This window comes from Lysinibacillus sp. FSL K6-0102 (genome assembly GCF_038003545.1).
Taxonomy (GTDB): Bacteria; Bacillota; Bacilli; order Bacillales_A; family Planococcaceae; genus Lysinibacillus; species Lysinibacillus capsici.
In genome coordinates, this window is the sequence record NZ_JBBOPH010000001.1 from 791924 (window position 1) to 804858 (window position 12935).

Consider the following 12935-nt stretch of genomic DNA (forward strand, 5'->3'; position numbering starts at 1 on the left):
TAATTCTTTATATCGTAAAGTACCATATTGTATACTTCATCCTCATCAAATTGTGAAATTCTTGTGACTACCTTCATTCTATCAACGTCTTTTCGTTAACACAAACAAAGAGCTCTTTCGAATTGCTGTTCGCTACAAAAGCACAAATTTCACCACTATGGGTGAAATTTGTTGGAAATGACATAGATAACAGGAAAGATGCGATTACACTGTAAAGTAATTCATCACTTTTTTGACATAATTCTGTGTTTCTTTGAAAGGAGGGATTCCTCCATATTTCGTAACACGAGATGCGCCAGCATTATAAGCTGCTAATGCTAGTGAAGGGTCATTATTAAACTTATCTAGCATTTGACGCAAATATTTTGCACCAGCCATAATATTCTGCTCTGGATCAAAAGCGTTAGTCACACCCAAATATTGTGCTGTTTTGGGCATGAGTTGCATTAAACCTTGCGCACCCGCATGGCTTACTACAGTTGGATTAAAATTAGATTCTTGTTTAATAACCGCTGCAATAAGCTTCTCGGGTATCTGATAAGTAGCGGCTGCTTTTTCAATAATGGCAGTATACTCATTTGATCCTGCTAGTGAATTAGCATATGCTGTAGAGCCTATTACATCGTCTGAAACATAGGAATCAAGTTTGTTATTAGCATATGTGTTTGCTAAAGCTTGTTTGACTGATTCAGGTATAAACACAGCATTAGACCCTTTGTAAAGTAATGATTCTAATGGACTTTGCTCCAAAGTAGCTAATTCTTTGACGAAATTTGAATTATTTGCTGTTCCTGTAGCAAGCAAGCTTGATAATTTAGCATTACTTGCTGTCGAAGTTTCTCCTAATAATTCGTTAATCATATCAGAAAAAATAGACTCATTGTCCGTGGGTGAACTTTCGCTTGATCCAAGTGTTTGCAAAGCCCGAATTTCTAGTAAAGATTTGAATGATTGAATATCCAAGGAGTCAGACACCTTCCTTTTTTCTACTTTTATAAATTTTGTGCTTTTAGTGCCTTCATAAAACGAGCAATTTTTTTATCAGTTGGTTGCTTATCAATACCATATTTTTGTAAAAATTCGTCGAAAATTATATTTCCTTTTATTGCATCTTTTGCTTCATATTCTACCTCATAATCGTCACGCTGCAAATAGAAAGAATGATCAAAAACGAGAAGTCCCTCTTTGTAGGGAATTTCGACACGATCTGTAGTGAGAGAACCAAATACATGCAATTGTTCTAAAGGAATGTGATGAAGAGCTAATCTTTTAGCTACCTCTTGAGCATAAAATCCTTTGCCATCTAACATTTGTTGCGCCTCTATTGCTGTTATTTCATCCGTCGTTTCAAGGTGAGCATGCTCGGCGTTTTTTTCTTTGAGCGTACATTCGAAATAATCACCAATTTGTCTAATACGAAGACCACTTTGTAGGTTGCGAATTGCTTGATTAGGTGTGTCAAAATAATGATTTGTTTGACGATGAATAGCATTTTGGCTAATGTGGAACTCTTGTAATAATTGCTCGTATTGTTGTTTTGTTAATAGATTTTTAAATTCAATTTCAATTTCTTGTGTCATTTATAGTCACCTATTTATTTTTTATTTTTCATCCGTTGTTTCGCTCGAATTAATATTTACACACTGCAACTATTTACCCTGTGTGCTAAAATAAGAGGAAGAGTACAACGAAAAGGGGAACCGCATGTGCGTAAAATTTATACAATAGATACATCGAATTTTGAACAAGATCAACTTCATTTTAGTTTAAACGACAATGAAGTAAATTTACAGTTAAAACCTGCTGGACAACTCATTGCAGATTCAGATGATTTTGCATTCATTTATTTACTTGATGCAGGTGAAGACTATCATTACTTGCGTTTTCCACCGAGTAGTTGGGAGAATCTTGTACATATTTTACAAAAAGGGAAAAATCCATTGCTACGAATAGGTGAAGAAGTGATTGAGCTGACAAATTTCTACGAGGAATTGGAAATGCTCGTGTATAATATTGAAGGAAATTACAATTATGGGGCAGAATTTGTCCAGGCAGTGGAACAACACTTCAAGGCTATTCTTGCTGAATAGAAAGACAAAACGAACAGACGGTGGTGTTCGATACCGATTGTCGGGAGGTTTTTACAATGGGACAATGGGAAATTTTTTTAAGTCCTTATAAACAAGCAGTAGACGAATTAAAAGTAAAATTAAAGGGCATGCGTTCGCAATTTGGTATTGTTAATGCAAATTCACCAATTGAATTTGTTACAGGACGTGTCAAGCCTTTAGCAAGTATATATGACAAAACGTTAGAAAAAGGACTAGCTTTTGAGCCTTCTAAACAACTTGGTGATGAACTTGGTGATATTGCTGGCCTTCGGATTATGTGTCAATTTGTTGATGATATTTCAACGGTAACTGAGCTAATTCGTCAGCGAAAAGATATGCGTGTAGTGGAAGAACGCGATTATATTACACATAATAAGCCTAGTGGTTATCGCTCCTACCATATGATAGTGGAGTATCCTGTTGAAACAATACAAGGAAAAAAAGTAGTATTAGCGGAAATACAAATCCGTACACTAGCCATGAATTTCTGGGCTTCAATAGAGCATTCTTTAAATTATAAATATAAGGGCATGTTCCCAGAAGAGATTAAGAATCGCTTGCAAAGTGCTGCCGAGGCAGCATTTCGGTTGGATGAGGAAATGTCATCCATTCGTAGTGAAATTCAAGAGGCACAGGCCTACTTTAGCGAATATAAAGAAGCATCGAATCCTAATTTACTAACGGAGAAGGAGCGTGACGCACAATGAAATTTTCGATTCAATCACGTAGAGATGCACAATCCAACGAGCTGATGGAACTTGCTAAAACCTATTTACAGGATTTTGGCTTGACCTATGATGAAGAGACGCCAGAAATTGTTGTTTCGATTGGAGGAGATGGCACACTATTGCATGCCTTTCATCGATACTCCCATTTATTAGATCAGGTAGCCTTCGTTGGTATCCATACAGGGCATTTAGGATTTTATGCGGATTGGAAACCATCTGAATTAGAAAAATTAGTTTTGTCCATTGCTAAGAAGGATTTTAATGTTGTGGAATATCCACTGCTGGAAGTAAGGGTAGAGCATCATAATGCCGAATCAAATACGTATCTTGCTTTAAACGAAGCAACCGTCAAATCGCCAGATGTTACACTTGTGATGGATGTAGAGTTAAATGGCAATCAATTTGAGCGTTTCCGTGGTGATGGTCTTTGTGTATCCACTCCCTCGGGTAGTACGGCTTATAATAAAGCTCTAGGTGGAGCCATCATACATCCTACACTAGCGGCACTCCAAGTCACTGAAATTGCCTCAATTAATAACCGCGTTTTCAGGACAGTAGGATCGCCATTAATCTTACCAGCACACCATCATTGTGTATTGCGTCCTGTAAATGAACAAAATTTTAATATGACTGTTGATCACTTGCAAATTACTCAAGGTGATGTCAAAGCCATAGCGTTTAATGTAGCAAATGAAAGAGTACGTTTTGCCCGTTTCCGACCATTCCCATTTTGGGAGCGAGTGCATGAATCATTTGTTGCAAATGAATAACGTGGATACAAGATTTACATTACAATTTGAGGCAAAGAAAAATGGCCAATTATTACGAGAGGCTCTTCAAGAGTGGCGTATTTCTAAGCGAGCTCTAACAGCTATTAAGTTTGATGGTGGCATGTTGACTGTGAATGATGTCGAACGTAATGTGAGACATATCCTGCAAGTTGGAGATTGTGTGAAAGTAACGTTTCCTCCTGAAGAAAAAAGTGAAGGGCTTGCTATCGAGCATGGAGATTTGTCCATTGTATACGAAGATGATGCCATCTTAGTGCTCAACAAACCAGCTCATCAAAGTACGATACCCTCACGAGAGCATCCAACCAACAGTATTGCAAATTTAGTTTGTGGCTATTTTCAGCAACAAGGACTGGCCTCTACGGCTCATATTGTTACAAGGCTAGACCGAGATACATCAGGTTTACTATGCATAGCTAAGCATGCTCATATTCATCATTTAACAGGGCTTGCTCAGCGTAAGAGAGAGATTTCAAGACAATATGAAGCCATTGTACATGGGCATGTCGAACAAAACTTTCAATCGATTATAGCTCCGATTGGTCGTAAAGAAGCTAGTATTATTGAAAGAGAAGTACGAGAAGATGGACAATATGCACATACGGATGTAAAGGTTCTGAAGCGTTTTTCACTGGGTGCTGAACCAATGACACATGTACGACTTCAATTGCATACAGGGCGTACACATCAAATTCGCGTGCACATGTCACATCTTGGACACCCACTTGTGGGGGATGACCTTTATGGTGGTAGTCGTCTTCAGATTGATCGACAAGCATTACATTGTGTATCTTTAAGTATGGAGCATCCTTTAACAAGTGTGCCATTACACTTTACAAGTATGCTAAATGAAGACATGCAAAGATTACTGAAGGAATCTTCAGCATAAATTTTTGATAAAAGGAGGTGTTCGCGCAAACGAGCATCTCCTTATCATTTTTTGAATTAGGTTAAACTGCGTATTTCTTCACGAGGGAGATTCTTAATATCACAGGTCGTATGGTAGGTGAAAATTGGATGTATTGTTTATCTGCGCGTCAACAACAACTATCCTGGAGTTTAGAGAATTAGATTATTTTACACCTTATTCATAACAAAGTGACAAAGGTAAGGTATAGTAAAATAGAATCGCCATGATTTTAGGCGTAATATTGAATTTTATAAAAATCTGCCCAATTGCTCATAAATATAACTTAAAAAAGAGTTTGCAGAAAAGGTACATTACACTCTATTATATAGAAGGTAGATTTACGGCAGCATTGCCCGTAAAATGATTGAAAGCTCGGAAGGAGGGGACAAGCATGATAGAGGAAAGAAATGAAAAGGATGATGTGCAATTTGATGAGGCACATCTACGAGAAATGCTGGAAGCACATAATATTGACGCATTCCGTGATGAGTTTTTAGAACTTCATCCATATGATCAGGCAACGTTTTATGAAAAGGTGGAACCTGATATAAGGAAAATCATCTATTCGTTCTTGTCTCCGACAGAAATGGCTGATATTTTTGAGGCAATCGATATTGAAGATGATGAGTATAAAGCATATCTTGCTGAAATGGATCCATCATACGGTGCAGAAATGCTATCTCATATGTATGCGGATGATGCGGCAGATGTCTTAAATGAACTGGATACAGCACAGCGCGAAAGCTATTTAGAAATGATGGATGAAGAAGCGGCAGAAGATATTAATGAGCTATTAAGCTACGATGAATATACTGCTGGTTCTATCATGACCACTGAATATGTCGCTATACCAGAAAATTCAACAGTTCGTTCAGCTATGGCCATTTTGCGTAAAGAGGCACCAGATGCAGAGACCGTTTATTATATTTTTGTTGTGGATGAAGAACATCGTCTAACGGGTGTTATTTCGTTACGTGATTTAATCATTGCTGACGAGGATACACTTATTCGTTCCATTATGAATGAACGTGTCGTGATGGTACATGTAGGCGATGACCAAGAAGAAGTCGCGCAAATTATGAAGGATTATAATTTTTTAGCGACACCTGTTATTGATGATAAAGGAGAATTACTTGGTATTATCACGGTTGACGATATTATTGATGTTATTGATGAAGAGGCTTCTGAGGATTACTCTAAATTAGCTGGTATTTCGGATATGGATAAATTTGATGTAACACCATTCCAAGCAGCTAAAAAACGTTTGCCATGGCTAGTAGTTCTACTGTTTCTAGGTATGTTAACAGCTAACCTAATGGGGCAATTTGAGGATACTTTAGATAAGGTTGCCTTACTAGCGGTCTTTATTCCATTAATTTCAGGAACTTCAGGTAATAGTGGAACACAGGCATTGGCCGTGGCCATTCGAGGGATTGCAACAGGTGATGTAGAAGAACATAGTAAATTGAAGTTACTATTACGTGAAGCCGGTACTGGCTTAATGTCAGGCATTGTTTGTGGATTAATTGTTATTGGGATCGTTTATTTTTGGAAACATGAACTTGTCCTAGGTATGTTAGTAGGGGCAGCGCTTTGTGGTTCTATTTTAGTGGCAACATTAGCTGGTTCATTTATTCCATTGTTAATGCATCGACTAAAAATTGACCCTGCTGTTGCATCAGGACCCTTTATTACTACATTAAATGATATTACAAGTATTTTAATTTATTTGGGCTTAGCGACAGTTTTCTTAAGCCAAATAGGCTAAGAACCAATTTGCTTACTTTCGCATATTGTATGGAAAAAAGGGAAGTGAGTAAAGTGGATCAAGAACCACGCTTGTTTATAAAATCACCATCATATTTTTTAAATATTTCTAAGGTGTTACATGAACTTGATTTGGATGAAAGTACATCTGTCTATGTAAAGGACACTATGTTCGATGAGCAAATAGTTGAAGAAAAAAATGAGACAGTGGATGAAGTACAAATAGATCCTTATTTACTGAAACAGCTCCAGTTTTTAGAAAAACCATTTCGTCAGAGAGCCTATCAGCCATTATTAGTTTGTTTAAAGGATGGTAGAAAATTAACTGGGACAGCTTCAGATGTACAGAATGATTCTTTAATGCTCACATCATTAGAATTAAAAATACAGGAAATCATTCATTTTGAAGATATACAGCAAATACTTTGGCGAGGAAGAAAATTGCCAACTTTATAAAAAAAGTGTACAGCAGAGGATGCTGTACACTTTTTTTATGTGTGTGTGTCAAAGGTGAAAGAATTAGTCACAAATCCCTAAGTCAACATCAGCGATACATTGTACAGCGCAGAAGCAAGATAAATCCACAGTAATACAGCTATCTGTTGAGCTCCAGTCATCTACTTTACAGATTTTCTTCATGTTGATACAACAACCATCTTTGCTTAGTAAGTCTACTGTACTTTCACTAGAGTCAAATGTACATAATGGCTCTAAAACACGTAAAGTAGCACAGCATTCATCAAACATATCTTCTACGCGGAAGAATACGGATGTACAAATACAAGGATCTGCTGTTGGAGAGTTAAAGAATGCTTTGAAAGGAGTACCATCTTTTGTAATTAACATGAAAACACGTGTATCTGCTTGTGAGCGTGCAGGACTAACAATCCCGCCTAGTGGCTCTAAGAAACAGTTTGCTGTACATGGAGAACACTCATCTCGCACCGCTTGATTTTGAATATCTAAAATAGCGCGAACTACGTCACAAACGCAGCCTGCTGAATGGATTGGTCCAATAGGATTTGTTGGCTTACCACAACCCATATTGTCACCCCCTTTCCTTGTTACTACTTCTACAATATGTACTTTTGAAAACTGGACTCGGGCTTTTGTGTATTTCTTTGAATGAATAGTTTTTTTATGTGTGGAGAAACTGTAAAGAAAAGGAGGGTAAAACTTGAGGCTACTAGGAATGACGTTACCTCTCTTAGTTGTTTTATCGCTGTTAAATGGTTGTGCTGAAAAGGAAAAATTTATCGTCTATGGGTCTCCACAAAATGAAAGTGAAGTCGAAACCCTTATTAAAGAAGAAGACTATGTTGATCGCTCAACGGTTATTCAATATGACGATAGTATGCTTATCGCAGTACAAATTAAACCATGGGAAAAGTGGAAAAAAACTAAGTTAGAGAAAAAATTGCAAAAGAAATTTGAAGAGAAATATCCAAACAAAGAAGTGTTTGTCTCCGCTGATTACAAAATTTTTTATGAAGCCAATAAAATAAAAAAGGATCAGATGGAAGATAATAAATTAAGCGATAAAATTACAGAACTAAAAGAGCTTGCAAAGGAGGAGACATAAATGGAAAAAGAGCAGTATCAACAGTTAGAGCAAAATGTTACACCAAAGCCCCCTTATTTAAAGAATGTAGCAAAAGCCTTTTTCGTTGGCGGTTTTATTTGTGCAATCGGTCAAGCTGTGTCTCTTTTTTATATTATTTTCTTCAATTTTACAGAAGCAACAGCAGGAAATCCTACGGTTGCAACGATGGTATTTTTCGCAATGATATTAACAGGTCTTGGCCTTTATAAAAGAATTGGTCAATTTGCTGGGGCTGGATCAGCAGTTCCAGTAACAGGCTTTGGTAATGCTGTTATTTCGGCAGCAATCGAGCATCGTTCTGAAGGGCTAGTATTGGGAGTCGGAGGAAATTTATTTAAATTAGCAGGATCAGTTGTTTTATTTGGTGTAGTGTCAGCATTTTTTGTAGCGCTCATTAAATATATCCTCGTAACGATAGGAGTGGTTTCATGGTAATTGTATTTCAATCGAAGCCCTCTCTTTTAGCAGGTGGAGTGGTAGCGGGTCCATTAGAAAATAGGAGTATTTTTAGTCAATATTTTGACTCTGTGTATGATGATGAACGTTGGCAAATGAAAACAAATGAACAGGGACATCGTAAAATGATCGAAGAGGCCTGTGAATTTGCTATGAAAAAAATGGGCGTACAAAAAGGTGATATCAATTATTTAATGGGTGGAGATTTAGTCAACCAAATGACACCAACTAATTTTGCCGCTAGGGATTTAGAAATCCCTTTTATTGGACTCTTTTCGGCATGTGCCACATCTGTATCTTCAGTCATTATTGCATGCCTGTTAACCGAGTTAGGTGCTGCTAATTTTTCATTAGCAGGTGCCTCTAGTCAACATAATGCAATTGAACGCCAGTTTCGTTACCCCATCAATTATGGAGCACAAAAACCGCAAACAGCCCAGTGGACTGTAACTGCTGCTGGTTATGCGTTAATTGGGAAGCATCGCGAGGAATATCCTTCTATAGAAGCGGCAACAATTGGCAAGTCTGTTGACTATGGTATGGATGATCCTTTCCATATGGGTGCTGCAATGGCACCTGCTGCTTTTCAGACGATTCAATCTCATTTACAACAGAGAAATCAAAAAATTTATCATTACGATTTAATTTTAACAGGCGATTTGGGCCAGCTTGGCTTAAAGCTATTGAAAGGAATGCTTGTGGAAAATGGCGTAAAAAATGAAGAGCTCACGTTATTACGTGATGCAGGTGCTGAATTTTATGGACAGGATGAAGCATTCCAATCTGGTGCAAGTGGTGCAGGCTGTTCGGCAGCTGTTTTTTTTAGTTATGTTATTCAACAAATGCGTGCAGGGAGCTATAAGCGAGTATTACTAGTAGCAACGGGTGCGTTATTATCTCCGCTATCCTATCAGCAAGGCGAGACGATTCCATGTACGGCACATGCGATAGAAATTACGATGAAATGAGGCAAAAAACATGGTTATGACTTTTGTATTTGCATTTATTGTTGGAGGCATTATTTGCGTCATTGGCCAATTATTAATGGATGTTGGCAATTTAACACCGGGCCATACACTAAGTACGTTAGTGGTTGTAGGCGCGATTTTGGATGGTATGGGCTTATATGAGCCATTAATTAATTTTGCTGGAGCAGGGGCGACAGTGCCCATTACATCCTTCGGGAATTCATTAACACATGGTGCTCTGGCGGAGGCAGAAAAACATGGACTTGTTGGCGTATTAACAGGCATGTTCGAAGTAACAAGCTCAGGAATCAGTGCTGCTATTGTGTTCGGCTTTATTGGTGCCTTAATATTTAGACCAAAAGGAAATATTGACTAGACGAATACCCCTCCCATTTTTACGACCGAAACATATTATAGGTTGTAGAAGGGAGGGGTGCTTTTATGGGATACCAAGGCTGGGGCTCACAACCGTACGGAAATAACGTTGGTGGGTGGAACAATAGCTACTGCGGAGGATACTCTGGAGGCAACAACTATGGTTATGGTTCTACATTTGTTCTAATTGTTGTACTATTCATTCTATTAATTATTGTTGGCGCTACTTACATCTAATTTGATGAACATAATAAAGGCTTTAGCTTTTATTTAGGAAATTCTAAATAAAGTTAAGGCCTCCACCATTTGCGAAATGTTTCGTGCAAGAAGCAAGGTCATATTGAGTTTTAATGATAGGAGGGAAAACATGCATCGCTCGTTTTTTAATTCGATTGAGCAAAAAACAGGTGTATCGATGGATGAAATCTTCGCATTAGCCAATGCCATTCAACATGCGGATTTTACCAGTGAAAAACAAGTAAGAAAAATTGTACGACGTGTTGCTAAAATATCTAACAGATCAATTACGCAAGAGTTAGAAGATAAATTAGTACAATCTATTATTCAAGATGGCGCATCACTAGATTTCGATAAAATCACTAGAATGATGAAGTAGCGCATGGCATATCTACTTGGCAATGCAGCTTGTTACGATAGAGTAGATAAATGGTGGCAAGCGAATTCGTCTCATAAAAAAGGGGTGTTACGACATTATAAATATCGTAACACCCTTTCATTAAATGTTCTTCTCCATAGCACGGTGTGGAATACCTGCATCCATAAACTCGGGTGAGGTAACTGTAAAGCCTAGCTTTTCGTAGAAGGGAATAGCATAGCTTTGTGCATGAAGTTTTAAGGTTTTTTTATTAATGGAAATAGCGTGCTTCTCCATTTCCTTCATGATTAATGCGCCTAACTTTTTGCCACGTTGGGATTGTAAAATACAAACACGCTCAATTTTAGCTGTATTGTTGTCAATACTGCGTAAACGTGCTGCTCCAACAGGCTCATCGTTATCATACATAATAAAATGTGTTGCAGTTGCATCTTCAGCATCACATTCTAGATGAAGCGGAACACCTTGTTCTTCAACAAATACTTTTTTGCGAATGGCAAAGGCATCATCGTGCTCTTGCTTTGTTTCAACAATTTTAACGGTATACAACAATCACTCAGCTCCAGACAAACGGAATGTTTCGTATGTTGTCCATGAACCATCTTCTAATTGATATAAAAGATGAATGCGATCAATTGTATCTTTTTCATCAACGCCCGTCATGCGTAATTGACCAAAAATGTCATCATGCTCTGAATCTGACATTTTTTGAGCGATTGTAATGTGTGGTACAAATACATGCTTCATTTCCCCATAAGGGATTTTTTCTTGAAGTTCATGTTGGAATGCTGCTAATTGTTCTGTTGGTTCAATGCGGAAGTAAATCGCATTTGTTGTAGGGAAAAACGAACTAATGCGAGATGCATGAATGTTTAAAGGTGCATATTTAGCAGCAAGTTCATCTAATTGCTTGACGATGGTTTGAATCTGTTCTTCAGACGCATCGAAGCTGTCCTTTAATGTCATATGCGGTGTAATCTTTGCATAATGAGGATCGTATCGTTTGCGATAAGTATTCGCTAAATCTTGCAATTTTTTTGATGGAAATGCCACAATACCGTACTTCATAGTCCATTACCTCCCGAAAATAAACAATTTTTCTAATTAAGTATAACAGAAATTTCAGTTTTCGTAATTTGAATCGCTTCATATTAATTGAAATTTTCAATTAATGCACGTCGAAGGTCTGGTTTCCAATATTTCCATGTATGATTGCCATCAAACTCGTCATAAAATGTAGTAAACCCTTTATTTATCATGAGATCATGCAATTGACGATTAGGTGTTAAAAAATCTTTGATGGTTTTATCCATTGTCACAACCTGATCTTCGCCTTTGCCGACGATATGGTAGATAGAAATAGATCCTGGATCTTTAAAATTTTCCACAGCCTTTAATACATCAGCATCTACATAAGGTGATTGTAGGATGACTTTGCCAAAGATGCTTGGGTACTTTAAAGCAGCCATTAAGGAAGCAGTGGCAGCCATAGAGTCACCAATCACTCCACGACTCATACCCATTTGGTAAGTGGCATACTCCTGATCTAAATAAGGCACTAGCTCATGTGCTAAAAAGCGAAGATAGGCTTCATGTTGCTCACCGCTCGGGATATATTTATGACGTCGATCTTTTATGTCTTTGTAAGGAACAAATGCAATAATTAAATTTTCGATTTCATAGTCATCAATCAGTTCATCAGCTAGCTTTGTAATACCACCAAGTTGGAAATAATCTTTACCGTCTGATGCGATTAAAATGTTGTATTTATATAGTGGAGAATAATTTGCAGGAACATAAATATAGAGCTGTAATTCTTCCTGTAATGACTCACTGTAAAATGTTAAATCCTGTACTGTTCCCTTATCCAATGATGACACTCCTTCTTGTGTTTGTAACAAAATTGTACCATATTACGTAAGTAAAGGTATAATAGGTTGGGCTAGCATTATACTAGCAATAAAAATCGAAATGAGGGTTAATTATGCATAATAAAAGTATTCGTGTGCACTCTGACGAAGTAGCAAAGGCAGCTCAAGCCGCGTTAATTCGTAGAGGTGTAGCGATAGAGGATATCGCGCAAATTGTTTACGAAATGCAAAAAACCTATAATGAAGGTTTAACACTAGAGCATTGTGTTCATTCTGTAGAACGTGTATTACGTAAGCGAGAAGTGCAACATGCTTTATTAGTAGGGATTGAATTAGATGAATTAGCAGAGAAAAAATTATTATCTTCACCACTACAACAAATTATCGAATCAGATGAAGGTCTATTTGGTGTAGACGAAACAATCGCACTAGGATCTGTATTTACATATGGCAGCATTGCCGTTACTACTTTTGGTCATTTAGACAAGCAGAAAATAGGGATTATTAAAAAACTGGATACAGAACCCGGACATCATGTCAACACGTTCTTAGATGATTTGGTTGGTAGTATAGCAGCGTCAGCGGCTTCACGTATTGCACATCGTATGCGTGACCTAGAAGAAGAAGGCGAAACATTCGCTGATATCGAACCTGAAGAGCTAGGACCAAAACCAAAATCACATAATGAAATTTAAAATGAGTTTCTTCTATAAAAATGAGCCTTCTCAAATTTTGAGAA

Annotated in this window: 19 protein-coding genes; 13 read left to right on the plus strand and 6 right to left on the minus strand. The window is 37.5% G+C overall.

Features of this window, described 5'->3' with window-relative positions:
* Window positions 1–204: 204 nt before the first annotated feature.
* On the minus strand, window positions 205–963 hold the full coding sequence (locus NYE73_RS03665; RefSeq protein ID WP_103117495.1) for a lytic transglycosylase domain-containing protein: 759 nt from the start codon (window positions 961–963) through the stop codon (window positions 205–207).
* A 29-nt stretch (window positions 964–992) separates the two neighbouring features.
* The gene (locus NYE73_RS03670) at window positions 993–1580 is read right to left on the minus strand and encodes a CYTH domain-containing protein (protein ID WP_103117496.1); all 588 of its coding nucleotides are present in this window, start codon (window positions 1578–1580) and stop codon (window positions 993–995) included.
* Window positions 1581–1706: 126 nt separating this feature from the next.
* Between NYE73_RS03670 and NYE73_RS03675 the strand changes: the two genes are divergently transcribed.
* From NYE73_RS03675 to NYE73_RS03700, 6 genes are all read left to right on the plus strand, one after another.
* Window positions 1707–2090, plus strand: coding sequence for a UPF0738 family protein (locus NYE73_RS03675; protein ID WP_004227440.1), 384 nt, complete (start codon window positions 1707–1709; stop codon window positions 2088–2090).
* Window positions 2091–2146: 56 nt separating this feature from the next.
* Window positions 2147–2818 carry a GTP pyrophosphokinase gene (locus NYE73_RS03680; RefSeq protein ID WP_004227437.1) on the plus strand — a complete coding sequence of 224 codons (672 nt, stop codon included), beginning with the start codon at window positions 2147–2149 and terminating at the stop codon, window positions 2816–2818.
* Window positions 2815–3609 carry an NAD kinase gene (locus tag NYE73_RS03685; RefSeq protein ID WP_004227435.1) on the plus strand — a complete coding sequence of 265 codons (795 nt, stop codon included), beginning with the start codon at window positions 2815–2817 and terminating at the stop codon, window positions 3607–3609. The genes NYE73_RS03680 and NYE73_RS03685 overlap by 4 nt, the downstream gene beginning before the upstream one ends.
* Window positions 3584–4519 carry an RluA family pseudouridine synthase gene (locus tag NYE73_RS03690; RefSeq protein ID WP_066036268.1) on the plus strand — a complete coding sequence of 312 codons (936 nt, stop codon included), beginning with the start codon at window positions 3584–3586 and terminating at the stop codon, window positions 4517–4519. Before NYE73_RS03685 ends, NYE73_RS03690 begins: the two co-directional genes overlap by 26 nt.
* Window positions 4520–4931: 412 nt before the next feature.
* On the plus strand, window positions 4932–6308 hold the full coding sequence (gene mgtE / locus NYE73_RS03695) for a magnesium transporter (RefSeq protein ID WP_048392024.1): 1377 nt from the start codon (window positions 4932–4934) through the stop codon (window positions 6306–6308).
* Between the two features lie 53 nt (window positions 6309–6361).
* On the plus strand, window positions 6362–6763 hold the full coding sequence (locus NYE73_RS03700; RefSeq protein WP_231595610.1) for a hypothetical protein: 402 nt from the start codon (window positions 6362–6364) through the stop codon (window positions 6761–6763).
* Between the two features lie 63 nt (window positions 6764–6826).
* Here NYE73_RS03700 and NYE73_RS03705 read toward each other — a convergent pair whose 3' ends face one another.
* Window positions 6827–7351 (minus strand): CotY/CotZ family spore coat protein, encoded by a 525-nt coding sequence (locus NYE73_RS03705; RefSeq protein ID WP_004230953.1) that lies wholly within the window; start codon window positions 7349–7351, stop codon window positions 6827–6829.
* 133 nt (window positions 7352–7484) lie between these two features.
* On the opposite strand from NYE73_RS03705, the gene NYE73_RS03710 reads away from it, so the two are divergent.
* From NYE73_RS03710 to NYE73_RS03735, 6 genes are all read left to right on the plus strand, one after another.
* Window positions 7485–7889: a YhcN/YlaJ family sporulation lipoprotein gene (locus NYE73_RS03710; protein WP_225340734.1), complete on the plus strand. Its 405-nt coding sequence runs from the start codon at window positions 7485–7487 to the stop codon at window positions 7887–7889.
* Window positions 7890–8345: a stage V sporulation protein AC gene (gene spoVAC, locus NYE73_RS03715; RefSeq protein ID WP_004230957.1), complete on the plus strand. Its 456-nt coding sequence runs from the start codon at window positions 7890–7892 to the stop codon at window positions 8343–8345.
* Window positions 8339–9334 (plus strand): stage V sporulation protein AD, encoded by a 996-nt coding sequence (locus NYE73_RS03720; RefSeq protein WP_054549787.1) that lies wholly within the window; start codon window positions 8339–8341, stop codon window positions 9332–9334. The genes spoVAC and NYE73_RS03720 overlap by 7 nt, the downstream gene beginning before the upstream one ends.
* Before the next feature lie 16 nt (window positions 9335–9350).
* Window positions 9351–9710, plus strand: a complete 360-nt coding sequence (gene spoVAE, locus NYE73_RS03725; RefSeq protein ID WP_369700615.1) for a stage V sporulation protein AE — start codon at window positions 9351–9353, stop codon at window positions 9708–9710.
* 65 nt (window positions 9711–9775) lie between these two features.
* The gene (locus tag NYE73_RS03730; protein ID WP_009374137.1) at window positions 9776–9946 is read left to right on the plus strand and encodes a YjcZ family sporulation protein; all 171 of its coding nucleotides are present in this window, start codon (window positions 9776–9778) and stop codon (window positions 9944–9946) included.
* A 130-nt stretch (window positions 9947–10076) separates the two neighbouring features.
* A complete protein-coding gene (locus tag NYE73_RS03735; protein ID WP_004230969.1) occupies window positions 10077–10325 on the plus strand; it encodes a stage VI sporulation protein F in 249 nt (82 codons plus the stop codon).
* Between the two features lie 120 nt (window positions 10326–10445).
* Here the strand turns inward: NYE73_RS03735 and NYE73_RS03740 are convergent, their stop codons facing one another.
* The 3 genes from NYE73_RS03740 to NYE73_RS03750 form a co-directional block, all read right to left on the minus strand.
* Window positions 10446–10874, minus strand: a complete 429-nt coding sequence (locus NYE73_RS03740) for a GNAT family N-acetyltransferase (protein WP_026023480.1) — start codon at window positions 10872–10874, stop codon at window positions 10446–10448.
* A gap of 3 nt (window positions 10875–10877) precedes the next feature.
* Window positions 10878–11393, minus strand: coding sequence for a YjcG family protein (locus NYE73_RS03745; RefSeq protein ID WP_048392020.1), 516 nt, complete (start codon window positions 11391–11393; stop codon window positions 10878–10880).
* An 83-nt stretch (window positions 11394–11476) separates the two neighbouring features.
* Window positions 11477–12196 (minus strand): alpha/beta hydrolase, encoded by a 720-nt coding sequence (locus NYE73_RS03750; protein ID WP_054549789.1) that lies wholly within the window; start codon window positions 12194–12196, stop codon window positions 11477–11479.
* Between the two features lie 113 nt (window positions 12197–12309).
* On the opposite strand from NYE73_RS03750, the gene NYE73_RS03755 reads away from it, so the two are divergent.
* Complete coding sequence (locus tag NYE73_RS03755; RefSeq protein ID WP_054549790.1) at window positions 12310–12891, plus strand: phosphatidylglycerophosphatase A family protein; 582 nt, start codon at window positions 12310–12312, stop codon at window positions 12889–12891.
* Window positions 12892–12935 lie beyond the last annotated feature (44 nt).

Coding starts and splice junctions, on each gene's coding strand:
- NYE73_RS03705 (WP_004230953.1), bottom strand. CDS start 7,351: ATGGGTTGTGGTAAGCCAACAAATCCTATTGGACCAATCCATTCAGCA.
- mgtE (WP_048392024.1), top strand. CDS start 4,932: ATGATAGAGGAAAGAAATGAAAAGGATGATGTGCAATTTGATGAGGCA.
- NYE73_RS03670 (WP_103117496.1), bottom strand. CDS start 1,580: ATGACACAAGAAATTGAAATTGAATTTAAAAATCTATTAACAAAACAA.
- spoVAE (WP_369700615.1), top strand. CDS start 9,351: ATGACTTTTGTATTTGCATTTATTGTTGGAGGCATTATTTGCGTCATT.
- NYE73_RS03690 (WP_066036268.1), top strand. CDS start 3,584: ATGAATCATTTGTTGCAAATGAATAACGTGGATACAAGATTTACATTA.
- NYE73_RS03755 (WP_054549790.1), top strand. CDS start 12,310: ATGCATAATAAAAGTATTCGTGTGCACTCTGACGAAGTAGCAAAGGCA.
- NYE73_RS03685 (WP_004227435.1), top strand. CDS start 2,815: ATGAAATTTTCGATTCAATCACGTAGAGATGCACAATCCAACGAGCTG.
- NYE73_RS03745 (WP_048392020.1), bottom strand. CDS start 11,393: ATGAAGTACGGTATTGTGGCATTTCCATCAAAAAAATTGCAAGATTTA.
- NYE73_RS03720 (WP_054549787.1), top strand. CDS start 8,339: ATGGTAATTGTATTTCAATCGAAGCCCTCTCTTTTAGCAGGTGGAGTG.
- NYE73_RS03735 (WP_004230969.1), top strand. CDS start 10,077: ATGCATCGCTCGTTTTTTAATTCGATTGAGCAAAAAACAGGTGTATCG.
- NYE73_RS03680 (WP_004227437.1), top strand. CDS start 2,147: ATGGGACAATGGGAAATTTTTTTAAGTCCTTATAAACAAGCAGTAGAC.
- NYE73_RS03730 (WP_009374137.1), top strand. CDS start 9,776: ATGGGATACCAAGGCTGGGGCTCACAACCGTACGGAAATAACGTTGGT.
- spoVAC (WP_004230957.1), top strand. CDS start 7,890: ATGGAAAAAGAGCAGTATCAACAGTTAGAGCAAAATGTTACACCAAAG.